This is a genomic window from Amycolatopsis sp. lyj-109, assembly GCF_046548995.1.
Classification (GTDB): domain Bacteria; phylum Actinomycetota; class Actinomycetes; order Mycobacteriales; family Pseudonocardiaceae; genus Amycolatopsis.
The window spans coordinates 1-25,067 of sequence record NZ_JAJPWR010000052.1 but is presented as its reverse complement, the minus strand read 5'-3'; the positions used below and the strand labels follow the sequence as shown (position 1 = coordinate 25,067).

Annotated in this window: 16 protein-coding genes and 2 pseudogenes; 6 read left to right on the top strand and 12 right to left on the bottom strand. The window is 65.9% G+C overall.

Annotation, left to right across the window (positions count from 1 at the left end; genetic code table 11):
* Together ACLJQF_RS48325 and ACLJQF_RS48320 are read left to right on the top strand one after the other, a co-directional pair.
* A pseudogene (locus tag ACLJQF_RS48325) lies at positions 1–835 on the top strand (hypothetical protein); the annotation flags it as partial.
* 448 nt (positions 836–1,283) lie between these two features.
* Positions 1,284–1,739: a DUF488 family protein gene (locus ACLJQF_RS48320; RefSeq protein WP_410617388.1), complete on the top strand. Its 456-nt coding sequence runs from the start codon at positions 1,284–1,286 to the stop codon at positions 1,737–1,739.
* Here ACLJQF_RS48320 and ACLJQF_RS48315 read toward each other — a convergent pair.
* Positions 1,725–2,582, bottom strand: coding sequence for a hypothetical protein (locus ACLJQF_RS48315; protein WP_410617387.1), 858 nt, complete (start codon positions 2,580–2,582; stop codon positions 1,725–1,727). The two genes, ACLJQF_RS48320 and ACLJQF_RS48315, sit on opposite strands and share 15 nt — an antisense overlap.
* Positions 2,583–2,884: 302 nt before the next feature.
* Between ACLJQF_RS48315 and ACLJQF_RS48310 the strand changes: the two genes are divergently transcribed.
* Positions 2,885–6,892 (top strand): hypothetical protein, encoded by a 4,008-nt coding sequence (locus ACLJQF_RS48310; protein ID WP_410617386.1) that lies wholly within the window; start codon positions 2,885–2,887, stop codon positions 6,890–6,892.
* Here ACLJQF_RS48310 and ACLJQF_RS48305 read toward each other — a convergent pair.
* The 5 genes from ACLJQF_RS48305 to ACLJQF_RS48285 form a co-directional block, all read right to left on the bottom strand.
* Positions 6,879–9,572, bottom strand: a complete 2,694-nt coding sequence (locus ACLJQF_RS48305; RefSeq protein WP_410617384.1) for an ATP-binding protein — start codon at positions 9,570–9,572, stop codon at positions 6,879–6,881. The genes ACLJQF_RS48310 and ACLJQF_RS48305 overlap by 14 nt on opposite strands.
* A 381-nt stretch (positions 9,573–9,953) precedes the next feature.
* Positions 9,954–10,475 carry a hypothetical protein gene (locus ACLJQF_RS48300; protein WP_410617383.1) on the bottom strand — a complete coding sequence of 174 codons (522 nt, stop codon included), beginning with the start codon at positions 10,473–10,475 and terminating at the stop codon, positions 9,954–9,956.
* Complete coding sequence (locus ACLJQF_RS48295; protein WP_410617382.1) at positions 10,472–12,124, bottom strand: alpha/beta hydrolase; 1,653 nt, start codon at positions 12,122–12,124, stop codon at positions 10,472–10,474. Before ACLJQF_RS48295 ends, ACLJQF_RS48300 begins: the two co-directional genes overlap by 4 nt.
* Positions 12,124–12,315, bottom strand: coding sequence for a hypothetical protein (locus tag ACLJQF_RS48290; RefSeq protein ID WP_410617380.1), 192 nt, complete (start codon positions 12,313–12,315; stop codon positions 12,124–12,126). The genes ACLJQF_RS48295 and ACLJQF_RS48290 overlap by 1 nt, the downstream gene beginning before the upstream one ends.
* 525 nt (positions 12,316–12,840) lie before the next feature.
* The gene (locus tag ACLJQF_RS48285; RefSeq protein WP_410617379.1) at positions 12,841–15,204 is read right to left on the bottom strand and encodes a P-loop NTPase fold protein; all 2,364 of its coding nucleotides are present in this window, start codon (positions 15,202–15,204) and stop codon (positions 12,841–12,843) included.
* Positions 15,205–15,603: 399 nt separating this feature from the next.
* Between ACLJQF_RS48285 and ACLJQF_RS48280 the strand changes: the two genes are divergently transcribed.
* Positions 15,604–16,047: an NUDIX hydrolase gene (locus ACLJQF_RS48280; protein ID WP_410617377.1), complete on the top strand. Its 444-nt coding sequence runs from the start codon at positions 15,604–15,606 to the stop codon at positions 16,045–16,047.
* A gap of 121 nt (positions 16,048–16,168) precedes the next feature.
* On the opposite strand, the gene ACLJQF_RS48275 is transcribed toward ACLJQF_RS48280, so the two are convergent.
* From ACLJQF_RS48275 to ACLJQF_RS48255, 5 genes are all read right to left on the bottom strand, one after another.
* Positions 16,169–16,663, bottom strand: a complete 495-nt coding sequence (locus ACLJQF_RS48275; protein WP_410617375.1) for an NUDIX hydrolase — start codon at positions 16,661–16,663, stop codon at positions 16,169–16,171.
* Between the two features lie 67 nt (positions 16,664–16,730).
* A complete protein-coding gene (locus ACLJQF_RS48270; RefSeq protein ID WP_410617373.1) occupies positions 16,731–17,645 on the bottom strand; it encodes a methyltransferase domain-containing protein in 915 nt (304 codons plus the stop codon).
* Positions 17,646–17,675: 30 nt separating this feature from the next.
* Complete coding sequence (locus tag ACLJQF_RS48265; RefSeq protein ID WP_410617371.1) at positions 17,676–17,864, bottom strand: hypothetical protein; 189 nt, start codon at positions 17,862–17,864, stop codon at positions 17,676–17,678.
* Positions 17,861–18,229 (bottom strand): hypothetical protein, encoded by a 369-nt coding sequence (locus tag ACLJQF_RS48260; RefSeq protein ID WP_410617370.1) that lies wholly within the window; start codon positions 18,227–18,229, stop codon positions 17,861–17,863. Before ACLJQF_RS48260 ends, ACLJQF_RS48265 begins: the two co-directional genes overlap by 4 nt.
* Positions 18,226–20,841 carry an ATP-binding protein gene (locus tag ACLJQF_RS48255; RefSeq protein WP_084641254.1) on the bottom strand — a complete coding sequence of 872 codons (2,616 nt, stop codon included), beginning with the start codon at positions 20,839–20,841 and terminating at the stop codon, positions 18,226–18,228. The genes ACLJQF_RS48260 and ACLJQF_RS48255 overlap by 4 nt, the downstream gene beginning before the upstream one ends.
* A gap of 512 nt (positions 20,842–21,353) precedes the next feature.
* On the opposite strand from ACLJQF_RS48255, the gene ACLJQF_RS48250 reads away from it, so the two are divergent.
* Both ACLJQF_RS48250 and ACLJQF_RS48245 read left to right on the top strand, forming a co-directional pair.
* Positions 21,354–23,810, top strand: coding sequence for a hypothetical protein (locus ACLJQF_RS48250; RefSeq protein ID WP_410617369.1), 2,457 nt, complete (start codon positions 21,354–21,356; stop codon positions 23,808–23,810).
* Positions 23,811–24,367: 557 nt separating this feature from the next.
* Positions 24,368–24,556: a hypothetical protein gene (locus ACLJQF_RS48245; RefSeq protein ID WP_125592185.1), complete on the top strand. Its 189-nt coding sequence runs from the start codon at positions 24,368–24,370 to the stop codon at positions 24,554–24,556.
* Between the two features lie 172 nt (positions 24,557–24,728).
* On the opposite strand, the pseudogene ACLJQF_RS48240 reads toward ACLJQF_RS48245, so the two are convergent.
* Positions 24,729–24,909, bottom strand: a pseudogene (locus ACLJQF_RS48240) (IS481 family transposase); the annotation flags it as partial.
* Positions 24,910–25,067: the final 158 nt, after the last annotated feature.

Below are 25,067 nucleotides of genomic sequence, written 5' to 3'. Positions count from 1 at the left end.
CGCGGCGGGCCACGGCCACGACGTCGTCACGGAACTCTCGGGGGTAGGGCTTGGGCACGGTGACATCCTTCCAGGCGAGGCGGCAGCCTCACACGTGAGGTGTCAACCAGACCCTGGGCAGACCCTCCAGCCGAACAAGCTGGAGCAGTGTCGGACCGTCGAGGACGTGGACAACGAAGGCACGAAGGTCAGCCAGGACATCTGGAAGGCCCGCCCCGAGACCGTCTTCCCGTTGCTCGGCGCACTCGGCATCGATATGACCCAGACGCTGATCATCGGCCCGAACCAGCTGCTGGTCGAGGGCCCGGCCGACGTGGTGTACCTGACGGTGATGAGCGACGTGATCCGGCGGGCGGGCGGCACGCCGCTTGACCCGCGTTGGACGATCACGCCGGCCGGTGGGTTGGACAAGGTTCCTGCGTTCGTGTCGCTGATGGGCGGCAGCGAGCTCAAGGTGGCGGTCCTGATGGACGTCGCCGCCGGTGGAAACCAGCGGATCGCACAGCTGGCCAGCCGTGGCCTGCTCGAGGACCGGCGTCTGGTGTATCTGACCGAGATCACCAGCACCGCCGAGGCCGACATCGAGGACCTCTTCGACGTCGCCTGGTACCTCAAGCTGCTGAACGCGTCGAAGGTGGGCAGGTTCGCGAAGTCGCGGCTTAACGGCGGTGGCCGGATCGTCAAGCAGGTCGAGGCGCTCCACGGCGGCCGGTTCGACCACTTCCAGCCGGCGAATCACCTGATGCGCTCGCCCGGGAAGCTGCTCGACGAGATCGACGAGCCGACCCGCATGCGGTTTCAGGCCCTGTTCAACCGCCTCAACGGCCTGCTCTAGCGGCGCGACCGGTGTGGCCCGACCGTGTGAGGCCACACCGGCGATCGTCACCACCCGTCGAACTCCGGCTTGTCCTTAGTCAGGAACGCCTTCACTGCGCACTGGTGATCGGCGGTCCGGCCCCAGTCGTGCCTGCGCAGCTCCCTCGCGTGCGCCTCGTCGATCGGTAGGCCGCCGCCAAGGCCGCCTTGGCATCCGCGTACGCCTGGGGCGGAACGGCCGTCAGCCGCTCCGCCAACGCGCGAGCTTGTGGACGCTGGAAACGCTGTCATGGGGTGCTGACCAGCTGGTTCGTGGTGTGTGTGGTGGTTGATGGAGTGACGGGGCCGTGGTTCATGATGAACTCGCCCCATGGCTGGCCGGCTCCGAGTGTTGCCGATGGGACTTCGCGTGAAGACGAGGAGAGGGTGAAGGGACGGTCGTACGGCAGCCATGAAAGGGTGTCGGCATGAGGAGGGTGGATGCAGCGGGTGTTCGTGACGGCGCGATCGGTGTCGGGTACGAAGGGCAAGAGATCCGGGACTTTATCGCGGCGCTGGTCCACCGGGGTATCACCAGGCTGGTGGACGTACGGCTGACGCCGATCTCGCGCAAGCGCGGGTTCAGCAAGACCGCTTTGCGGGAGGCCCTGTTAGAGGCCGGAATTCAATACGATCACCGCCGGGAACTCGGCAACCCGAAGACCAACCGCGCTGGATTCGCCGGTTCGGAACCGGAGCTGGCCGAAGCCAAGGCGCGGTACGTCGCGACGCTCGACACCGACGAGGCTCAGCGAAGCCTCGACGACCTGGCCCAGCTCGCGGTGAAGGAGTCTCTCGCCGTTCTGTGCTTCGAGGCTGACCAGCGGCGATGCCATCGAGACGTGGTGCTGGAAGAGATCGCCGGTCGGCTACCGCGGAGTTGACTTCGCGCGGGGTGGGTAGTAGACGCCGAGGACGCTGAATGTGCGGGGGTGCGCGGCGACGTTGCCGACGTAGAAGGCGACGTCATGGCTGGGCCCGCAGATTTCGTCCAGGAAGCGTCGGTGCAGGTGCTCGGCAGCGGTGTCGTCGTCCATGCCGCGTAGGCGCAGGAGTTGGAAGGCGACAAACTCCCAGTCGATGAAGCCCTGTTTGTGGCCTCCGCAGTCCGGTTCAGCGCACTGGTAGTGGTAGGTACCGGCGAATCGCGGCGCGCGCAGCGGGGTGCGGTCTTCGTTGTCGAAGAGGCTGAATTGGCTGACGTAGTCGTTGATCTTGGCTTGCTGCTCTTTGGTCCACCCGGCATGACGGGTTATCCGCAGATCGGAGATCCGCCGTGGTCGGATCAAGGCGAGGGACTGGCTGGCCATGGTCGCCCCGCGGTGCAGGCTGCACATCGTCGTGTCGGTGCTGATCGCCGGGTCCAGCCACCGGCGGCGAGGTGTCCAGGGGTTGAGGTGCCCCGTGACCTTCAGCGTGTGCATCTGCGGGCGCCAGCTTTCCCGCCGGCTGTCTTGCCGCGCCGGAACAGCCTTGACCGACAGAATGTCGTACTTCTTGAAGCTTTCGTCGCCTCCGAGTTCGCGGAAGTTGATCGGGTACAGGCGTATCCATCCTGGACGGATGGGATCGAGGCTCAGCCCGGCGACGCAGACGGTTTCCCCGTACTTCTCTGACGGATTTGGCGCCGCCTTGACGGTGATCAGGACCTTCAAAGTGACGGCCTGGTCGCCAGCCGGCTTCTCCGGCAATTCGTTCGGTTGCCCGAACATCGACATCTGGGTCATCGGCCCTCCTCCTCGCCGATCATGACTACCGAACGTAACCCTCACATCGCCGAATCGAGAACGCCCAATCGAGTGAAGCTCGCGCCGTGCCCGACTAAGTAATCTGGCGGACTCCCGGTTGTTTCGGTGGCGCACCGATGCGGCGGCGACGGCACCCGGGGGACCGGCGCCCGCGACTGTGCGCCTCCGCCGGGGCTGTGCTGCGGCTCGATAGCGCCAGATGTGGGGGCCGCCGCGACCTCGTCGTCAGCCGCGAGCCGGTCTACCTATAGTGATGATCCTTGTTCGGAAAGTGAGATCAAGTGGTCCTTGATGGGTTGCGCCGGTTCGCGGTGCCGGTGGAGAAGGCTGTGTTGCTCGACGATGACGGCTTTCTCCTGCCGCCGTCGGAGCCCGGGTGGCGCTCCGGTGACGCGGTGTCGCCGGTCTCGGTGACCGAGCTGCTTGCGGAAACGCCGAGTTTCGCGCTGCTTGCCGCCGGTGGAGCGGGTAAGTCTGTCACGTTTACCGATCTGGCCAAGGCCGAGCGGGGCGCGCGGCTGATCGATACCGCCGCGCTCACGATCGATCGGCTCGAGCGGGAGCTGGACGACGCGTGCTTGGATGAGTCCGCGGTCTACCTCGACAGCCTCGACCAGTCAGCCTCCGTCGAGCCGCGTCTGCTGCCGTGGCTGCAGCGGTACCTGACCGCGCCCGCCCGCCGAAGGACGCGATGGCGGCTCGCTTGCCGTGCGGCCGTATGGGACGCGGTCCTCGGCCTAGCCCTGTTTCGGGATTTGCCGGCGTTCAGCGTCTGGAAGCTGGCCCCGCTGGACCGCGACGCCGCGACGGAGGCGGTCGAGCGCGAGGTCGATGCGTCGGAATTCGATGCCGCAGCGTTCATGAAGGACTTGGTCGGAGCAAGGCTGGGTCGCCTCTCGGGCTGTGTCGGCCAGCTCGTCGCCGTGGCGAGATACTGGTCCGAGCAGGGTGAGCTGCCGCGCAGCGCGGCGGACGCGATGAAGTTCGAGATCGCGTATTTGCTGCGCGAAACCGACGAGCGTCGGCCGCCGCGGCTGCCGATGGACCGGTCGATGCGGCTGGCCCAACGGCTCGGCGCCTTCACGATGTTCGCCGGGAACCAGGCGCTCACTGTCGGCCCCGTGGGCAACCGGGCGACGCTCCCGGTCGGGGAACTCCCATCCGACGCGGAGCCCGACCAGCTCGCGCGGACGATCGAACCTGCCGACTACCGTGCGGTGCTCGATACGGCACTGTTCGACCCCGGCCCGGCGGGGTCCGTGGTATTCAAGCACCAGCGTCACCTTGAGTACCTGGCCGCTGCGTACCTCGTCGAGCGAGGGATCCGGGCCGGTCAGATCCCGGTTCTGCTCGGGGTGCACGCCAATGGCGTGCTGCCGAACGCGCGGATCGGCGTCGCGTCCTGGCTGGCCGCGCTGGCTCCGGACTTGGTCGCTCGGTTGTTCACCGATAACGCGGCGATGTTCGCCTCGACCGCCGCGGTCGTCGAGCTGCCGTCCGACGAAGCCCGCGCAGCGCTGGTGAAGGGCCTGCTGGAAGCCGCGGCCCGGGATGACGCCGAGCCTGATTGGCGGCTCGACCGGGCCGGCCTGCTGCACGCCGGGCTGACCGAACAGCTGGCCGAGTATCTCGCGCGCGGCCCGGCGAACGCGGTGCAGCTCTGGTGGATCGCCCGGCTGGCCGCCGCGGGCAACTGCCGCGCGGTCGCGCCCGCGTTGGCACGCGCCGCGCTGAAGACGGAATGGGTCGGCTATGCACGCCGCGCGGCAGTGGCCGCCGTCGCCGAGCTAGGCGACGAGCACATGCTGCTCTCCCTGCGCGAACTGCTCATCGTGCCGGACGACAGCGATCCCGATGCGGACAACGAAGTCCGCGCCGCGGTGATCGACGCCCTCTATCCCCGGCTGCTGAGCACCGCCGACCTCACCCGTGCACTGAGGCCGCACCGGTCGATCTTGTACGGCGGCTACCGTCAAACCTTGCGGGAGCTGTCCAGCCGCGTTCCCGACCACGACGTCGCCGCCTTTGTCACCTGGCTAGCGGAACACACGTGGCGAACCGATGTTCGTGATGATGACCAATTCGACGACCTCCGCGTCGGCGTGATCGACCGGGCATGGCAGCAGGTCGGTGACGACGTCGTCCGAGGTCAGTTGGCCCGGTTGCTCGTGGCGTTGGTTCGCTCCGGCCGGTGGCACCGACCGTCGGCCCGAAACCAGCGGCGTCCCTGCAGTGAAGGTGCGCCCGAGCAGCGGCGGGCGCTCGCCGTCGACGCCGCGGCCGTGGGGGAGGACACCTGGTACGCGGTCCTGACTCTAGGGCTACTCACCGGTGAAGACGCCGAATGGCTCCTCGATACGCTGCCTTCCGTTGCGCCGCAAGCGAAAGCCGCGTTGGCCAACTGCCTGCCTCAGCTGCTTCACAGCCCGTCCGCGGCTCTCGCGGATCGCGTTCTCGAACTTGCACCGGACCACCCTGGCCACCAGGCCACGGCGTTCCTTCGTACTGAAGTCCAGATCGACGACGAGTCAGTGCAGCCGCAGCGTCACATGGCCGCTGAAGACTACAAGCACCAGCGTGAGCTGGCTGCTCGACGGGAGCGCGTGCGAGAAGATCTTCGTACCACGTTGGCGAACCTCGCCGCGGAGCCAGGATCGTGGTGGCGCATCCCATGGCTCCTGGCCGGCGGCACCGGAAACTACGACGACATCGTCGAGGGCACCGCCTCCGACCTCACCAGGCGGCCTGGTTGGGCCGAACTCAACAGCGACGAGCGACGCCTCGTTCTCGCTGCGGGTCTCGTCTATCTGCACACTCACCACCCCTCAGCCGCCACTTGGCGGACGGCGAAAACGTGGACTTCCGGACAGGTGCTCCCCGACTGGTCAGGCGTGTACCTCCTGGTGACGCTGGCCGAGCACTTCTCGGAACTGCTCGACGGTCTGCCCGACGAGGTGTGGGCACGCTGGATGCCGTCGATCGTCGCCACCCCCGTGTTCGACCGGAACGAATCCATCGGGCCGCGCCGCCGTCTGCTCGACGCCGTCTCCGCCCAGGTACGGAAGCAACTGATCGACGCTGCGCTCGAGCACCTGGCCGTTCTCACCGCCGAAGGTGGTTCGCTCACACCGCATGCCGTCTACATTCATCTCGCGAAGGAGCTCGCACCGTCGATCGTCGAGCGTCTCCTCGCCGCACACACCGAGACCGGCCTTGACGCAGAGCTGCTCACCCTGCTGGTCGAGGACGGTACCCCGGAAACCGCCTTGGACACCTGTCGCCGGCTCATCAAAATCAACTCGCCGCTCGCTCCGCACGCTCGAACCCACCTGGCGAAACTCGACCCGGACTCGGTGATCGACGCCCTCGCGGCCGCCCCTCCGCCGCCGGACGAACTGGCCGAGGCAGTCCAGAACCTCGACGTCGCCCTGCTCGACCCAGCGCGTCTCATGGTCGCGGCCCGCCTGCTGCTCGACAGCCACCCCTATGCCGAGGACCCGCCCATCGAGTCCGGATTCTCGTACACCCCGCGGCACCGCGCTCGCGATCTGCGGCGACACATCCTCGAGCGGATGGCGCTGAACGGTCACAGCGAAGAACTCGCGGCGCTAAGTCACGGCCGCCCGGACACAGATCAGCAGGCACTGGCCTACCACCAGCGGATCGCCCGGGCCCGCCAGGCCGACCTCTCACTGGGAACGACCCCGCCCCGCACATTGCTGAACCTGCTCCGTCGCGGTGATGCCCGACTCGTGCGCGATGACGCCGACCTCCAGCACGTTCTGCTACAGCAGCTCGACGAGCTCCAGCACTACCTGGCGAGTGCTTGGCGGGAAATCTGGAACGACGGCCGACCGCAGACCGAGGACGACGTGTCCGACTGGCTCGAACGCAGGCTCGAGCACCTCGACGAGTTGATCATCGACCGCGAAGTACAGGTCAGGCGCGACAACCCCGGCATCGGCACCCGCATCGACCTTACCGCGACCACCAAGACGATGGACGGCGATAAGGCCCGAGTCTTCGTCGAAGCGAAGCGCGTCGACAACCGGGAACTCATGACTGCCATGAAGAACCAGCTGATCGACCGGTACCTCGTCCCTAAGAACCGCCGCCACGGCATCTACCTCGTCTACTGGATCACGCCGACCCAACGTCCCGATGGCTGGTCGAGGGCCCAAGCAGCAGACGTTGCCACCTTGGCACGTGAACTCGACGAGCAGGCCGGCCAGGCGTCCGAGGCCGGCTTTCGGATCGTGCCGTACATCCTCGACATCAGCCGTCCATAAATTCCGTGAAATCAGCGGAGTGTGGATGGGCGTCTTTGAGGCGCTGGCGGACTTCGGCGGCTTTGTGGGGGTAGCCGGTGTCGTAGATGGTGGCGGCTTCCTGCCAGCAGAGGGTGGCTTCGCTGGTGCGGCCGAGCTGGTGCAGGCTGGTGGCGAGGACATCCAGCGGACCCCCGAGGGTGAGGTCGCGGTTGCGAGGAGTGCGGCGGCCGATGGCGATCGCGTCTCGGCACAGCGCGATCGCCCCCTCAAGGTCGTGCAAGCCGTGCCTGGCGCGCGCCAGCCGCGTCAATGCCCATGCTTCGCCAGTGACGCTTCCGCACTGCCGGTACAGACGCAGGCTGCGTTCGCCGTGGTCGAGTGCGAGCTGGTATCGCCTGAGCCCGGTGTAGGCCTCGCTGAGGCTGCCTTCCACCCCGGCCTCCCATCCACGGGTGTCGATTCCTTGGCTCAACGGCAGTACCAGGTCGAACCACCGCAGCGCCTCCTCGAACCGACCCTGCCGGAGGAACAGCAGGCCACGAGCGTTGAAGACGTTGGGCTGGACGCGGGCGTCGTCGAGTTGCTGGGCCAGGGTTGCCGCGCGGTCGAGGTCGGCCTGGACCTGTTCCCACCTGCCCAACAGAGTGCCTGCCTCCCCGCGGCTGATCAGGAGGCGTGCTTCCAGAGTGTGGTTGCCGGTTCGGCGGGTGGCGGTGATCCCCAGACTGAGAGTGTCGATCCACTCTCGGGGGCTGCTCGCTGAAAGGAGGAAGTTGCAGGCGTCGGCAAGGGGAACGACATGGTGGTCGAGTTGGTGGTCGGCGGCGTACTGGAGTGCAGCAAGGATGTTGGTGCGTTCTGTGGTGAGCCAGGTCCAGGCTTCATTTGGACCAACGAGAGGATGCGGATAGTCGGGTTTGGCCACGACCGTCGGCAACTGCGAGGCCGTGGGGTAGAGGTGGAGATCGGCAGACCGGACGGTGTGTCTGTACCAGGTGAGCAGAGATTCGAGGGCGCGGTGGCGGTCGTCGGGGGCGTCGTGGCGCTGGGCTTGGTCGGCGGCGTAGGTACGTAGCAGGTCATGGAACCGGTACTGGCCACCACCGACATGCTCGATCAAATGCGCGGCGGTGAGTGCGGACAGCAGCGGGCGGGTGTCGGCAGGGGATAGCTCGGCGAGTGCGGCGGCGGCAGGGAGGGATAGGTCGGGTCCGAAATGCAGGCCGAGGCGCCGGAACAGGCGTGCTTGCCGGGGCGGGAGTCGCTGGTAGGACGAGTTAAACACGGTACGGACGGCGGCCCGTTCGTCCCCGGTCTCGCTGAGGACCTCCAGGCGGATGCGGTCGTCGGCGAGTTCGGCGACGAGTTCGGCGACGGCCTGGTGTGGGAGGGCGGCGGCGCGGCTGGCCGCGATCCGCAGCGCCAGCGGCAGCTTGGCACACAGGCGAATCAGCTCGCCGACCGCGTCCGGTTCGGCGGCGACACAGTCGGCGCCGAGGATGGCGGTAACAAGGTCGAGGGCTTCGGGTGGGGAGAGCAGGTCGAGGGTCAGGCGGCGGGCGGCGTCGGTGACGACCAGGCCGGTGAGGCTGTCGCGGCTGGTCACCAGCACCATGCAACCGGGTGTGCCGGGTAGCAGCGGCCGAATTTGCTCGGCGCTGTAAGCGTTGTCCAGTACCATCAGCAGCCGTTTGCCTGTCAGCAGAGACCGCAGCAGCGCTGCCTGTTCGTCCAGGCCTGCGGGGATCGCACGCGGGGGGACACCGAGTGCGCGCAGGAACCCGCTGAGGGCCTCACTGGCGGTGGCGGGGGTACCGGGGCCGTAGCCGCGCAGGTTGATGTGCAGAGTGCCGTCGGGAAATCGGTCCTGAACGCGATGGGCCCAGTGCAGGGCGAGGGTCGTTTTTCCGATACCGCCGGCGCCGTCGACGGCGGTGATCACCACCGACCTAGCTGTCTGCCCATTAAGTCCGTTGTGGCTGGGTTCGGGAGGGATCAGCGCGTCGAGTGCGGCCAGGTGCTCGGCGCGACCGGTGAAGTCCCGCAGCGCCGCAGGCAACTGCCGAGGCACTACGCCGCCCAACCGCGGGCCGAAGCGGGGATGTCCGGCGCCTCGCCGGCTACGTCCTGGCAGCGTACGGTTGGGTGGGTAGGGGTGGTCGGGCAGGGTGATCCAGCCGGTGGTGTCAGCTTCCTTCACCGTGACTGCGACGGGGCGCCAGGTGGCGGGCGCGGCGGCGGGGGTGTGCCGGATGACGTCGTCGAACAGCTCGTCCGAGGCGATCACCGCCAGCACCCCGGGCGACCCGGCCAGCGCCGCCTTCAGGGGCGGGGCGTCACACAGCCGGAACGTCCGGATCAGTGCGGCGGAGGAGATGCCGTGGGTGTCGTAGCCGACCTCGCCGGCGTGAAGCGCGACCCGCAGCCGGAGGCGCTGCGCATCGGGGTGGGTGTCGTTGTGCACCCGTAGCCGCGTCACCAGCATTGGCAGCACTGCTTCCACGAACCGGGCTTTGTCCGTCTCCGCCGAGACAAGCGCGACGATGGCGTCTCCGCGCATTTCGCGGTAGCAGTCCTCCCACAGCACCCCGGCCGCTGCGAACGCTGCCCGCATAACCGCGTCGAGTCCGTCTCGCACTGCCTGCAGATGCGGATCCGTCCGGCGCGGATCCCCGAACCCTTCGACATCCGCGACCACGATCAGGTGATGTCGTGGCCCCGGCCCCGGCCCCGGCCCCGGCCCCCGCTCTACCGCCATCGCCCGCCCTCTCCTCGGCTCCGCAAGAACGCAGGATGACCACCGTCGCAAAAATCCGGCACGAGAGGTAGGCCCTGCGCGGGCTTGTCTGGTTCTGAAACTGGGCCCGCCGCCGGGGCCGGCCGCCAGCGGGTGGCCCGGACACAGCCTGCATCGAGTTGCCGATTGTCCGCCATGGAATCTTCGCCAGCCGCTTTCGTCGCCCGGCTGAGTACCCTCGTCAGAACTTCCTCTACATCGGCCGGCTCCTGGGCGGACCGGCCGCTGGCCACAGCTGGGCTGGTGAACTGATCCTGTCCGGAGGTCCGGTCGTAGCGGTAGTCAGGGTGAGGTGCTTGGGGTGCCGTTGCGCCAGACGCAGGGGGTGCTGTTGCCGATGGCGAGGCGTTGGTTGATGTTGGCGCGCAGGCTCATGAGGTAGCCGTCGCGGGTGGCGTTGATGAACATGTCGGCTGGTCGGCTATCGGTGCTGAGTGTCCAGCCGTGGCTGGCCCACCAGGTCTTGAGGGCGTCGTAATAGGCGTTGTTGTTCTGGGTGGTGGGGAGCCCGTTGATCCAGAAGGTGACTCCGATCAGGACCTGTCCGGTGGGTTTGCCGGCGGAGTCGATGCAGTTCAGGGGCTGAGGTGTTAGTTCTTCCAGGGTGAAGCCAGGTGGGAATGCGCCGGTGGTGGCTTCGCGGATCTGGTCGGTGGCGGCTGTTTGGGCTTGGGTGAGCGTGATGGTGGGGTTCATGGGTTGGTTGTCTCCGCATCCGGCGGTGGTGGCCAGCAGGACTGCGAGGGCCGGGATCCACCGAAGCGTTTTCGGGATTCCCTTGCGTCCTCGCGTCGCGGCGGTCACGGCGTGGATGCACCTGCTATGACCTTGGCCATTCCTTGCAGGGACTTCGAGTTGGGATCCCAATACTCGGTATGGCCTGTGGCCGGGTCGGAGTCGAACTGGTGCCCGCCGAACCAGCTGGTAGCGGGGTCGGGGCCGAGCGGGTCTATGCGGTCGAAGGCCGGGCTGTGCAGGTTGGTCCACGCTGGCACCTGATCGACGGCCGACTTGGTGGCGTAGAAGTGGTTGCCCATCTGGTCGGGTGGGACGCCGTCGAGGTGCAGGTCGGTAGCGTGCTGGACACCGATGCCGGGGCTGGCGACCATGACGAGGTTGTCCACGGGAAGGCCGAGGTCGCGGGCGGTTTGGCCGACGACGGTGGTGCCGTAGCTGTGGCCGATGACGGTGGAGTTGATCGGGGTGGGGTCGTGGCTGGCGCCGAGGCCGTCTTGGAAGCGGCGTAGTCCGGGTTCGGCGTGGTCGGCGAAGCTGGTGCTGGCGGCGTCGGGGATGATGCTTTGCGGGGCGTCGTAGCCGGCCCAGGTGATGACCGAGGTCGGGACCGGGTTGAGGATGCCGGCCGTCTGGTTCATCAGGTCGGCGCGTTGGATGTCGGTGGCGAAGCCGTCGAGTCCTGCGGAGGTGCCGGGGACGTAGGTGGCGACGTTCTGGGCGTGGTCGGGGTTGCCGATGGCGATGATGGCGTGCCCGGCGTTGGCGGTGTCGATGCCGAGCAGGAAGGCGGGTGGTTGACCGGGTAGTGGCTGGTTGAGCCGTTCGTCGATCGCGTCGAGTCCCTTGAGCTTGTTGTCCATGGCGTCGGCGTCGCGTTCGAGGTCGAAGTACTCGTTCTGCTGGGTCGGGTCGGCCTGGTCCAGGCTGTTCATGCGGTTGCGCAGGTCTTCGCGTTGGTGCTTCAGGTCGGCGTACTGCTGGTTGAAGATCGCCCGGTTGGCTTTGTCCCGGACCTCCGCCGGCAGGCCGTCCATGGCGCCGAGCGCGGCCGGGCGGTCGTGGAGGAGGATCGCCTGGCCGGCGGGAGAGAGGCTGGCCCACCAGGCTGCGGTCTGGGACGGCGTGGCTTTGGCCGGCGGCTCCGGCAGGGTGAGCCCGGGGTCGACCGCTCCGGCTGCTGCTGCGGCGGCCACGGTCGGTTCGTCGCCGGTGCCGAACTCGCCGTCTTCGGCGCGTTGGAGGACGGAGGCGAGGTCCTGGTCGATGTCGTCGGCGGTGCGGAGTGCTTGGGTGATGTCGTCGACGACCTGTTGATGTGCTCGGGCGCGGTCGCCGGGGTCGAACTCCGGTGGTGGTTGGCCGTCGGGGAAGGTGTCGGTGACCGTGCCGGTGTCGGAGATGCGGTAGCCGTACTTGCGGGCGTACTCCTCGGCATTGGTCACGGCACGTTGCACGCCGGTGATGGCGTCGGAGGCCTGGGCGATCGCTTTGCCGACGATGCTCGCCCCGGCGGCGAGCTTGTCGATACGGGCCATCAGCGCCCGGTGCGCAGACGCCGCCGTGTCGGCGGCCGGCCCGGACCAGCCCTCCACGGGAACCGTTTTGCCGTAGTCGTCGCCGGAATGGACCAGCACGTCGAGCTGACGGCGGATTGCGTTGTAGATCTCGTCGAGCTGGGCGGTGTTCCACCGCTTCACATCCGACAGCGAAACCATCAGCGCGGACCCCGGAGAGAACCAGCGCTGGTCAGGTCGTCGCTGCCGGCCTTGTCCGTGGCCTGGTAGCGCTCGGCTGCGGCGGCCAGGCTCTCGGCCTGAGTGTCGGCGTCGATGCACCAGGACTTGAACGCCGTAGTCCACGACTCGCCCATGGATGGAGCGGCTTCGGCGGTCGCGCCTCCCGGCATGGCCGCGGTCAGTCTGCGAACAGGCTCCCCACAGTCGACACCTCGCAACTCGCCGACAGCGTCGGCCGCGTGTCTTCGAGCTGTGCGGAGCGCTTCCGGGACTGTCTGAAACCCCATGTGTCCCTCCCCGTAGCGACCTAGTCACGGTAAGCCACAGTGATGCTGAGTGCAATATGCACATCGCACGCATGGATGGGTTGACCCGCTTCTGTCCAGTACCTTCGGATGGTCAACAAAGTCGGGTTGAACTAGTGGCGCTTCGTGATTCACTACCGACTGATGAGGCCTATCGCTGCGGATTCCGTTGCTGCTGCTGGGCGGCAGTGTGAAACCCTTTGTCGTTGACGATTTCTGTTCCGAAATAGTCTCATTCTTGCCAAGCCCCGGTGGGGCTCGGTGGCTATCGTCATGCTGGCACGCCAACCGGTTGATGCGGTCGTCATGGCATGCAGGTCGACGTGTTGGGCTCGACCTCCATTGGTCAGCATGAGGATAAGTCGAAAATCTCATCTTTTGGTGGAACTATCAGTAATCAATACCGGCGCATTGCCGGATGAGGTTGGCGGTCAGAGGGCCGCCTACGGGATGTAGAACCACTGCGCGGAGGTCGACGTTATTGGCCAGGTCACTTAGGTCGGGCGGAAGACACTCGGAAGCCCACAGTGGCTCGACGAGACCACGGATCGCGTCAGGGTTAGCTTCGAGGTGTTCTGCGACGGACGGCCATCGAACACGGACGATCGTCCAAAGTGCCAAGACGTCGGAGGGTACGGTGTTCTGCTCAAGGGTTCGCACAGAGCGCAGGACGCTGTAGGTGTTCAAGAACTTTTTGATGTTGCGCGGGTTCGAGTGCAGGAGTGGGAGGAACTTGCTCAGGGCGTGCTCGGTGTGCGCACGGGTGGCCGACGCCACGAGGGCGAGAGCTGCTTTTGCGGCGAGCTCGTCGCGAGCGAGCGGGCTGGCGGAGTCAACAATATCGAGAATCGTGGCTTCGTTATCGACCTCGGCGAGGGCTCTTTGGCCGTCGGCGATCTCTTGCTTTATTCTATCGTCCTGGCTGGAATCCTCGACGTTGAGGAGGCATTTAAGAAATTTCGCACGAGCTCGAGAGCTGGGCTCTGGTACCGGCACGGTGAGCTGAAACAGTTTGTCTAGGAATAAATGGCCAAGGGAATGGCCGGGTGAGGAAACGGAATTATGGTATGATGGAAAAGTATCTTCGTAGCTCTTCCGCAGCCAGGCGCCGTCTGCTGCGACAATGAAGTAGGTCGCTGACCGTTTCAGCGTCGACGTTAGGTTCGGTGTATCGCGGATAAGGGTCTGGACGGTATCGAGCAGGTCAACGACATACGCGCCAGGGCAGCGGTCAAGGTCATCGATGAAGAAGAGTACGGGCTTGTGGGCCTTGCCTAATAGCCATTCGAAGTGATGGGCAACCTGGTCCATGGGATTGGGAGCAGACTGCTCGAACAGGCGGGCGCCGCGAACGGAGTCCCACAGCAGCGTTCGGCCGACGACACAGGCTCCAGTCCACAGTGCGGCCAATGTGGCAACGATGGCAGTCACTGCCTTCGCAAGTGTTGCGACGGCGTCGCCGTCGGCGACATGTGGTAGTACGAACAAGGCGAATCCAGCCACTACGAGCGCAAACAGGAACACCGAAAGCGTGACAGCTGCGCCGGCGCGTCGGGCCCGGACGACGGATTCTGCCACTCGGAGTGCGCCTCGGGCGAAGAGGTTACGTTCTCGAGCAACCGCCTCACGCGAGGCGCTGAGCAAAACCCACCACGGTGGTCCGAGACGTGATTGCCGCCAAGCATCGAATCGAACGATAGTGAACTCGTCGCCTAGACGGCGCTCCAGAAAGTTCAGCAAAGTGCTCTTGCCAGTACCCCAGGCCCCATCCAGGTGAACTATGAAAGACGTGGTCGGAGTGTCGCTGTGGACTTGGCGCAGTTGGACGGCGAGGACTTCGGCCAGTGAGTCGCGATTGAGCTGGTCTTCATCAGAGGGTGCGTCAGTTGCCCAGTCAACTCTGGTTTCCGGTGCTGGAGGGGCCATTCTTGCCGGTGGAGGAGGATCCGATGCAGCTTCGACGGTGCCCGTTCCTTCAGCAACCCCCGACGGCGCGACCACGTCTCCGCCGCCGATGATCGCGCTGCTGGCAGCAGAGATCCGGAGGACGCCCGGGGGCTTTGCGGCGAGAGCTAGAAGTGATGGATTCGGTTCCATGCCCTGCTCGGACAAGGCGTCGCGAGTGCCGTGAAAGACGCGCAGGGTCGCCGCCCGGTCGCCACCGGCGAGCAGCGCGCGCATCAGCAGTTCGGCGTGCCGCTGGCTGGCCGGGTCGGCCTGGACGATTGGCCGCAGCCGGTCGCGCGCCGAGCGGTGGTCACCGGACTCGAGCTCGAGTTCGGCCAGGTCGCCGACGACGTCAGGGTAGCTTTCGTTCGGCGAGATCACCTCGGCGCCGCCGACGCGGTCGATGTCGATGTCCTCGAGGAACTTCCCTCGCCACAGGCCGACGGCCTCGCGCAGCAGCGCGATCGCCCGGCGCGGGTCGTCGGCGCGTACCTCCGCGGCTTCGGCGCGCAGCCGGTTGAACCGCGCGGTGTCCAGCTGGTCTTCGCTGATCCGCAGCAGGTAGCCGGTCGGGGTGGTTTCGATGGTGACGTCATCGGCGCCTTCGACGACGTCCCGCAGTCGCTTGATGTAGCTGCGCACGAGCGTGAGCTTGACTTCGCGGTCGGCCCAGACGATCTCGGCGAGCCGGGCGGGTGTCACGGGCTTGTTGGCGTGCAGGAGCAGCACGACCAGGACGAACCGCTGCTGCTGGTCACCCAGCTGCACCGGCGCGCCGTCGTGCCACGCCTCCAGTGGGCCGAGCATCCGAAACTCCACGCGACCTCCCGGCGTCAGCTTGCTTCCTTGGTTGATGTCGCGAAACAGGCCGTTCAAGTTTCGCGCACAAGCGCCTGGACCTTCTCGGCGAAGTAGGCTGGTCTGGTGGTTTGGTCGGCTTGACAGCCTGGATGCAATCTCGTTCCGCTGCAAAAGCAGCATAAACACGCACGAAGATCTCCGCGTGAAGAAGCTGCGACGGAACCGCCAGCTCGTCGTGCCGCAGCCGCACTCCGACCAGGTGACCGGGGCCGGGTTCGAAGATGTTGTCGAAGATTCCAGCTTGTTCAGCAGACCGGGCGCCCGCGGGCGCCGTCCACTGACAGATCGTCAACCTCGGGGGTTCACCGATGACGCCGTTGCGCTGCTACGGTCGGTGACGCGCTGTTGTCGGTCGGCAGGGAGCTGGTGCTGGTGGCGGAGTCCGGATACCCGGTGTCGATCAAGGCCGTGCTGGTCCGGGACGACCGGGTGCTGCTGGTGCACAACGAGCGCGACGAGTGGGAGCTGCCGGGCGGCCGGATCGAGCCCGGCGAGACCCCGGAGGAGACCGTGGCACGGGAGGTCACCGAGGAGACCGGGCTGTCGGTGGACGTCGCGGAGCTCCTCGACGCCTGGGTCTACCACATCGCGGTGGCGAACAAGGATGTGTTCATCGTGACCTACGGCTGCACCTCCACCTCGGCCGCGGCGCCCGTCCTCAGTCACGAGCACAATCGAGTCGCCGAGTTCGCCGAGCACGAAGTGCGAGGGCTGAGGATGCCGGAGGGGTACAAGCGCTCGATCGCCACCTGGTTCGACCGCCTCCGCACCTCGGTGACGGCGAGGTAGCAGGCCATGGCTGCCCTGCGAACGCTGCGACCCGGCGTTCAGCCGCCGCGCCGGCAGGTGTGTCGGGCCGGCGCCAGAGCTCTCTTGGCGCGCCAGGCTTGTCGCGCCAGCTAGCCGTATTTCAAGCGGTGAGCGCTGCAGGAGCTGTCGGGAAGCGGTTGTCGAGAAGCATCTGCAGAAGGTCGGGCAGCTCAGTCGGGAGGAGCTTGTCTGCGCACTCCGAGAGTTCAGCGCTCGACCACCAGCGTCGTTCGATGAGGCCGGCGCGTTCGTTGGCGGTGTGCTGGAGGGCGACTTGTGGTGCGTCGTGGTTGGTGCGGGCGAGGTAGACGTGGTCGAGGCGGTGGTGTTGTCGGCCGCGGTAGGTGAAGTGGCTTTCGCGGGTCCAGAGCTTGCGGCCGATTTCGTCGATGACGAGTCCGGTTTCTTCGGCGATTTCGCGGCGGGCGGTGTCTTCGAGCTTCTCGCCGGGGTCCTGGCCGCCCCCGGGGAGTTCCCACCAGTGGTGGCTGGGGTTGTCGGGGTCGCGGGCGTGGATGAGCAGGACTTCGTCGGCGTTGTTGAGGAGCAGGACGCGGGCGCCGACCCGCCGGGGCGGTTTGCTGGTGAAGGTCATCCGGTGTGCCTTGCGTTCGATGGGTGTTCGCTGCTGGATGCAGTCGGGCTTCGGGTGATCGCGGTCCTCAGCTGTGCATGTCCCAATGGATGTGGGTGTCGGGCTGGTCGAGCCAGACGCGGTGCGGCCGGTCGGCGTACACGGTGAGGCCGAGTCGCTCCCAGTCTGGCCGGCCGAGCCGGGTCCAGGTGTGGGTGGCGATTTCGATGCGGTCCCAGATTGTGGTCGGCCCGCTCTGGAGGACGTCTCGCTGTCCGTGGTTGTCGGGTTGTGTTCGGACGGTGCACCACGAGCCGTCGGGTGCGGTGAAGACGGCCCATTCCGGGCCCGCGCCGCGGTAGCCGAAGCCGATTCCCGCGGGGAGGTCGGCGTGGGCGAGGAACCACGGCACGGGGCAGGTCCATGGCAGCGGGTCGAGCCGTGTCGTGGTCGGCGTTCCGGTGTCGAGCTCGATCGGGGTTTGGTGGGTTTCGGGTGCGGTGTCGGTGTGGCGGATGGCCATGAAGCCGGCCCAGCGGGGGAGGAACCAGCCTTCCAGGCGATCGTCGTGCCGTGTGAGCAGGACGAGGTTGCCGGCGTGGATGGTGCGTTTGAGGTCGGTCAGCAGGAGGCCGCCGGGGCGCAGTTGTTCGGCCCAGGCCCAGGGGATTTCCGGGATCGAGCAGGTGGCGATGATCCGGTCGTAGGGGGCGTGTCGGGGGAGGCCGTCGGTGACGGCGAGGATGGGGGCGTGGCCGAGGCTGGCGAGGCGTTGGCGGGCGGCGGTGACGAGGTCGGCGCCGATGTCGACGGAGTACACGTGCTGGTCGCCGAGGCGGTGGCAGAGCAGGGCGGCGTTGTAGCCGGTTCCGGTGCCGATCTCGAGGACGTGGTGTCCGTCGTGGATGTCGAGGGCCTCGAGCATGCGGATCATCAGGCCGGGCTTGGTCGAGGAGGAGATGGTGACCTGGTGGCCGGTCGTGGTGGTGGCGAGCGCGGTCACGAGGGGTTGGTTGCGGTAGACCTGTTCGAGTCACCGGTCGTCGCCGTCGGTGGTGGTCGCCCAGGTGCCGTCGGCGCGTTGGGTGTGGAACGCCGGGACGAACACGTGCCGCGGGGTTTGCTCGAGTGCGGTCCGCCAGGCTGGGGAGTGCAGGACGCCGTCGGCGGCGAGTTGGTCGGCCAGGCTGTGGGCCAGTTCCGGCCAGCCGGCGGCTGTCATGTGGCTCCTTTGGCGAGGAGGTCGGCGATGGTGTCGGTGATGGGTGCGTTGATCGCGTCTTCGATCCAGCCGTATTGGCCGGTGGCGTTGCATTCGAGGAATACCCATGCGCCGTCGGGCCGGATGACGAAGTCGAAGGCGCCGTAGAGCAGGCCGAACTCGATGCAGTACTCCGGCACGCCGGCGACGACGTCGCACGGCGGGTCGATGCGTTCATAGTGCAAGGTGCCGTAGTCACTGCGCCAGCTGCCGCATGCTGGAGGAACAGCGTCAGGCCACGTATCCGCGCGGCGCCGGTCGAATCGACGTGACGTGGTTGCCGCCTGCTTTCTGCCGGTTGTGGCGCGATGGCGGGCGGTCCTCAAGCTGGGAGGTCGCCGTGCGCGGTCGTGCTCGGCCGATCACCGGGCAATTGATCACCGGCAGTGCTCTCCGGAAGCCGGGAGAGTGTGTCGAAGAGTTCCTTTGGAGAGTGCAGCAGCTGCGGATTGGCGCGCAAGATGCGCATAGTCTCAGCGGTGGGCACCCAGCAGGTGATTCGGCCGTCGACCTTGACGAGCACGAAGGAGCTGGTGCAGACGGCGACCTCGTCCTGGGCTTGGCACGCTTCGAGCAACCGGGCGATCGCGTTGGCTTCTTGTTCGTTGTGCCCGACACCTGCGGTGCTGTGGTTGAGAGAGATATTGCGAGCTTGGACTACCGCGCCGTTCACTGTGCCGTCCAGCTGGTTGGCCACCGCAGCCGCCACCAGCCGGCCCAGCTCTTCTCCGCCTTGGGAGTCCTTCTTGGTGACGAACAGGCGCTGGAACCAGGACCCGTGCTGGGGTACGTCCAGCGAAATGATGTCGAATCCGGCGACCTCCAGAAGTTCGACCAAGGCGTCTCGCACCGGTTGACCGTCGTCACCGGACGTGTGGATCGTGATCTCTTCCGCGTCGCCCGGTGCAGCATGATACAGAGCTTCCACCTGGTGTCGCGTGTCCTCGGCCTCTTCCGTCCGGCCCTGTTCGGTGAACAGCTCGCGGGCCTCGGTCCAGCGCAAATGGGCAGTTTGGTAATCGCCGACGCCTGCGTGGATTTCGCCGAGGTTGCGGAGTGTGTCAGCGACTTGGTAGAGGTCACCCAAGTCGCGGCGTAGTTGCAGAGCGTCACCATAGAGCGTCAGGGCTTGGGGATACTCGCCTGAATGGTGGGCGAGGTAACCCAGGGTGTCCAGCGTGTCAGCCTCTTCGGCGCGGTCGGGGTGGTAGCGGTGCAACTCCTGCGCCGCTCTGCAGTGATCGCGAGCTTGGCCGAAATGACCGAGCCGGGCGGCGTAACGGGCGACGGAGTTGAGGACCTCCGCTTCGGCGAAGCCGTCACCGAGCGTGCGAACGCGGTCGAGAGCCTGAAGAGCGTGGTCGAGAGCTCGTCCGCTGTCCCCTTGGCGCTCCAAGATCATCGCCAGCGTCCGATGGACTTCGGCTTGTTCGGCGGCCCCGGCAGGCTCGGACAGTTCGAGGCCTCGCTGCGCGAGATCGAGAGCTTCGGCGTGTTGCCCGGAGCGGGAACAGGCATCACCGAGTTGGCGAAGCGCTAGGGCCAGCGGACCCGCCTTGCCGAGGTGCTCGGCCGCGGCGAGTGCTGTCCGCCAGCTCGTGAGCCGATCGTCCAAGCTGCCCTTACGCCGCAGGTAGGTGTCCATGGCGATGGCCAGCTGCCACACAGCGCTGTACCGGCCCAAGGTCGAGGCCAGCCGTTGAATCGCAAGCAAGCAGATGTGCTCGGTATCGAACCACGCCAAGGCCTCGATCGCGTCCGCCAAGGTCAGGGGAATGGTGCCAGGTGCGAACTGACCGAGCTCGAGACGGCCCTTGCGCTGCGACAGCTGCTGGTTCGCGTCTTTGGCGGTGTGCAGGTAGAAATCGATCACCCTGTCGCGAGCGTCCGACCGAACGGCCTCGCCGTCAACCGAAAGGGTTAGTTCAAGGGCGTAGGTGCGTACCAGATCATGAAGCGCGTACCGATCGGGTGTCCGGTGTTCGACGAGGTTGGTCTGGTCCAGGACGGCCAGAGCGTGCCGGGTCTGGTCGATGCTCCGCTCGTTCAAGGTGGCAGCGGCGTTCAGCCCGAAGTCCGGCCCGGGCGCCAGGCCGAGCAGGCGAAAGGAGCGCGCGACATCGGCCGGAAGGGCTTGGTAAGACCAGGACAGCACCGACAGCAGGCTGATTGTCGGGTCGTCTTCGTTGGGTTCGAGTACGGCGGTGCGCAATTCGGCGGCGATGCCGGCCAACGGCAGGCGACGGCGTTCCCGTACTCGTCCACCGAGAATTCTCAATGCCAGCGGGAGTCCGGCACAGGTGCGGACCAGTTCGTCAATCGCCTGGGGTTCAGAGGCGGCGCGGTCCGCTCCGACAAGCTGAGCCAGCAGAATTCGCGATTCCGCTTCCCCGAGGATGTCCAGTTTCAGCCGGCGTGCGCCGTGGACGGCGGTCAGCTCGGTGAGTGACTGGCGACTGGTCACGATGACGGTACACGACGCGGTTCCCGGCAGCAGTGGAATGACCTGACGAGCGTCCCTTGCGTCGTCCAAGATAATCAGCATTCGTTTATCAGCGATCAGAGTCCGGTACAGGCGTGATTGGGCGTCGGGATTCTCTGGGACCTGGTTCGGGACAGCGCCCAAAGCATCGAGGAATCCACGCAGAGCAGTGCTCGGCGGCAACGGCTGGCCGGGCGAGTAACCCCGAAGATCGACGTACAACACCCCGTCGGGGAACTTGCCGATCCCCCGCCACGCCCACTCGATTGCCAGTGAAGTCTTGCCGACTCCCGGCATGCCGGTGACCACCACTACCGGTAACTCAGGGCCTGAGTGGCCCCATTGCTTGTCCAACGAGAGGAGTTGCTCTTCTCGCCCGGAAAAACCTCGGGAACGGGCGGGGAGCTGGTGTGGAACCGGAAGAGGTGGCCAGGGCGTCGTCGGTTCGTGCTGCATGGGTGGTCCTCCCGTCACCCTGCCACTATGGCACTGAGGGCTCTTTTCCGCAGCTGCACGCTTCGGTGGTGCATCTCGGCGAGGATGCATCTCGCCGCACAGTATTCACCAGCAGGACGGTTGAGGCCGCACGATGTGGGCGACAGTGCGGCGTGCACCCGGTGATGGTTCCGTACGGCGCTCTCGAACGCCAGCGCCAGCTTGCGGGCAGGTAATCCGGTAACGAGTTGATGCGGTGGTCTCCCGGCTTGGAGCCCAAGCTGGTCGAGGGTGCGTTCGACACCGCCTTTGCGATGATCACGCCAAGGCGTCGGTCGTTGGCGTTGCGCGCCCCATCGCAGGCACCTGCGCAGCCGACGGGCCAGCGCTTGGCAGTTGATGTGGTCGATCTGGCGAGGACGAGAGTGTGTTGCGACCCATGAAGTGCCTCGATCGGATTAGCTCAACTTGGGAAATATGACGCACCGATGGGGCAGCGGCTCGAACCACGTATCGCATGGTTCAATCGGCCAGTGGCATCGACCGAAATCTTGTCGTACACCTCGGTAAGTACGACCCTGCGCCCTCCGCGAGTCGTTATCATCGTCGACGGCGGCCAGCATTGGAGCTACTGGGTGCGTCGCGCTCTGTATCGCGCGGACCGGGCCTGGGGCGGTGCTGGCTTCGCAGTCGTACCGCACCGTGGTGGTCAGGTCGACCCCGTACTGCTGCGCGCATGCGAGGCATATGACCCAGATTTTGTCGTGACTTACAGCCCAACTGTGGACGACTTGGAAAATCTCCGTCCGGGCTGGTTCACGATCGCCGGAGATGACGGCGAACCTCTCTCAGGAGACGAGCGAGAGCGGATGCTCAGCATGGTGGTGGACGAGGCTGTGCCGAGTGCCGCCGACCACGCCGCACGGGAACAGATCGCTGCCGTGTGCTCTCCCTACGCCTCTCGCCGTGGAGGTGCCTGGCACGAGAGCATCGAGTACCTGGGCGACGAGCCGACCGGCCATTTCCCGAACGTCGTGGATATGTCGGAGACATGGCATGCATCCGTCCTTGCCTGTCCCGCGCATTGGGGAGGTGTGCTCGGTGCTGCCGTAGCAAATCACGCTGGTGTCGCCGCACCACCAGAGCACAATGCTAAAGAACCTGTGCTCGACGATGACCTTCGGGAGCAGCTGGCCGGTTGGCTGCTCGACGACCCGAGTTGCTCAGCGCCCGACGAGTTGATGTGGCATCCCGGTGTAGCAGTTGGCATGGACACCAAGATGACGCCGACGGCCCACGCCCGATCCAAGACGCATCTCGTCGACGTTCATACCGGCTTTGACATCCACCGCACCGGACTCTTGGTCGTCGGCGACAGCGCCGAGGACTTTGCGCTGGCCCGCCTCTGGCAGCTGACCTTCGGCACCGGATTCTGGCTGCCGTCGTCGTTGCTTGATGGTGAGGGCACTGTACGGTGGCGTCTCGGACACCGTATTGCACGGATCGCACGTGATCTCGCTCGAAACTCCAACCGCCTGGCGATCACGTCGATCTCGCGATCGGAAAAGGGACTCGAGGTCACGCGCGACCGTGTCGTTGCGGCGAATCAGATCAAGATCCCTGGGCAGCAGGATCCGAAGCTCGATGTGATCTTCAGTCCAAAGTTGCCGTGGCGACAGCAGCCGACCGTGAGTCTGGCCGTGGAAGACCAGTGGGACAGCCAGGTGACCGTGCCGATATCCGTCGCGGAGGACGGTACTCGTCGAATGGCTGCACCGCTTCCTGCTCCGGTGCTCGTGAGTGCCGATTTGGTGGCTCAGGAGGATCTTCAGTGGCACGTCGACGTGCACTGGGAGGACAGCCGTGCTGTGCGTCGACGTGGTTTGGACAGCATCGAGCTGTTCGGTAGCCGCCCGGCTTTTATGTCCACATGGGCAAGAAGCAGCCGCCACGGCATGACCTACCAGTCACGGCGGAATGACTTCGTCACGCGCGGGACCAGGCCGGAAAACACCCTTGCCCGAGTCGCACTCCGCGAGTTGAGCCTCGTCGCATGGATCAGAGCCAAGGCGGCGGAACGCGATCTTGTAGCGAGGCCGAGTGAAGCTGGTCTGCGCACGGGACTGCTAGTGGGCATGCTCGGAGGGCGCGAGCAGTACGTCGATGTGTTCGGTGGAGTTCTGTTGTCGGCGCTCCGCGGCATGTTGGTGACCAGTTCGACAAGCAAGGTGGCGTACCCGGACGGGGACGGCGTGTCACTGTCGTCAAGGGAGGGTGTGTTGACCTTCGCCGGAATGTGCACGCGCGTCGCCGGCCTCGATGAGGCCGACGTGCGTGACCGGGTGGATGCCGCTCTAAGTTCCGGGATGCTGCGCCGCGGGATGGTGCTTCTGTGCTCGACGTGCCAGCAGAAGCAGTTTCAGACTATCGATCGGCTCGGCCAGCGCTGGCGGTGCGCCCGCTGTGACGCGTTGAACGACCTTGACCGGTCCGCGTGGAAGCTCCCCGTGAACGAGCCGACGTGGTTCTACGACCTGCATCCGGTGGGCCGGCATGTTCTGGCCGAGCACGGTGAAGTGTCTGCCCTGCTGTCGGCATACCTGCGGGCGACGCGGAAGGACCGGCGCTCGTCGTTCGGCGACGTCGAGGAGGTCACGTTTCTCGACGGAGGCAAACCACAGGTCGAAGTGGATCTGGTGGCGTATGCCGACGATGTCCTTACCGTGGCCGAGTGCAAGAGCGGTAGCGACCTGACCGGCCGAAAGGCCAGATTGGAGGTGGAGAAAAAGTGTCGTGTGGCGGCGTGGCTGCGCGCCGACCGGCTACTGTTCGCAACCAGCGCCGAGGCATGGACGCCGGCTACTATCGGCTCGGTCAGCGACATCGTGCGCGACTTCAGTGGTTGGGGTACGTCGGGTTCACCAGAAGTCAGGTTTATCTCGGGTCTCGGGCGGAATCATGCCGATGTCGTCGATGAAAGCGGCATATGACTGATGCCCCGGTTGGATGTGGTTTTCGGTACTCGCTGCGCGTTCTTCGTGCGGAAGGCGAAGAGCTACGCGCCCGATATTTACACCGAGCCGATTCTAGCGCAGTGACAACGGCTGTAAAAGCCGACGCGGGCGGCAGAGTGGAGCCAGGGCCGGCGGAATTGCAATAATCCTGCGTCATTCATCCACCGGGCGTTAGCATTGGCTCAATGAGATTCTGTGCCCGGCAGGCAGTGCAGGTCACGTCCTAAATGCACGTCCAGGAGTACGCGAAATCCGGGTCCCATGAGTAGGCTTGAGTGTCGGGTGCCCAGACCTGACATGCAACGGTGATCTCTTCCCGTGTCAATTGTGGTCCTTTGTTCGACCCGCAAGTCCATTTGTAGGCCTGGCCAGTGGCGTGAAGAACACGACCTGCGAAGCTGTGCGGTTTGGTCTGACCCGGAATCCATGCGTCAGCCGGATATCCGGCCCTTTCGCAGGCGTCCTCCATGTGTGGCAGTCCAGTTTCCCGAAGCGGTGAATCTGGCGGCAGGGAAGTCTGACCGGGGTACTGCATGCTCGGCTCGACTCGAGGCTGCGTCGTCGGAGTTTGCTGTGAAGACGCGGTGGGGCTTGAGGCGGTAGGTGATACCGTTGGCGCTGCCGATGGTGACGAGTTCCAATCGTTTGTCGCGCTGACGATGGCGGCGATCATTCCGATCAAACCAATTACACCGCTGGTGATCGTCCATCGGTCTGGGTGATTCGACAGTCGTCGCATGAGGATCGCGAGTAATACTAGAACGGCGGCGACGATGACGATCGCTGTAGTGCGGGCCGCAGGACTCATAGCCCCAGAGTCGATTGTTTCGGCGGTCTTGTTACACACTTGTCAGTGTCATCGCACAAGCGACGCGGGCAGATACTCGCATCTCAGCGCCGCAGTACCCCGCCCTTGACGATTCGTCGTTCGGTCCGCGTCGGTGTCTGGGCTGGACTGGTGCGCGGGCGGCTGGGCTGGTCGGCCATGCCGGCTTTGCCGAGGTCGCGGTAGCGGCCGGCCCTGCAGACGGTGGTCGAGACCGGCACCTGGAGCCCGTTCCGCCGCCCGTCGTAGTCGTAGCGGTCAGCCGTGCTCAACGACGCATGGGTCTGCCCAGGGTCTGGTTGACACCTCACGTGTGAGGCTGCCGCCTCGCCTGGAAGGATGTCACCGTGCCCAAGCCCTACCCCCGAGAGTTCCGTGACGACGTCGTGGCCGTGGCCCGCCGCGGC

Coding starts and splice junctions, on each gene's coding strand:
- ACLJQF_RS48285 (WP_410617379.1), bottom strand. CDS start 15,204: ATGCTCGGCCCACTGGAGGCGTGGCACGACGGCGCGCCGGTGCAGCTG.
- ACLJQF_RS48320 (WP_410617388.1), top strand. CDS start 1,284: ATGAGGAGGGTGGATGCAGCGGGTGTTCGTGACGGCGCGATCGGTGTC.
- ACLJQF_RS48255 (WP_084641254.1), bottom strand. CDS start 20,841: ATGCAGCACGAACCGACGACGCCCTGGCCACCTCTTCCGGTTCCACAC.
- ACLJQF_RS48315 (WP_410617387.1), bottom strand. CDS start 2,582: ATGACCCAGATGTCGATGTTCGGGCAACCGAACGAATTGCCGGAGAAG.
- ACLJQF_RS48265 (WP_410617371.1), bottom strand. CDS start 17,864: ATGACAGCCGCCGGCTGGCCGGAACTGGCCCACAGCCTGGCCGACCAA.
- ACLJQF_RS48290 (WP_410617380.1), bottom strand. CDS start 12,315: ATGCCGGGAGGCGCGACCGCCGAAGCCGCTCCATCCATGGGCGAGTCG.
- ACLJQF_RS48295 (WP_410617382.1), bottom strand. CDS start 12,124: ATGGTTTCGCTGTCGGATGTGAAGCGGTGGAACACCGCCCAGCTCGAC.
- ACLJQF_RS48275 (WP_410617375.1), bottom strand. CDS start 16,663: ATGACCTTCACCAGCAAACCGCCCCGGCGGGTCGGCGCCCGCGTCCTG.
- ACLJQF_RS48245 (WP_125592185.1), top strand. CDS start 24,368: ATGCTCGGCTCGACTCGAGGCTGCGTCGTCGGAGTTTGCTGTGAAGAC.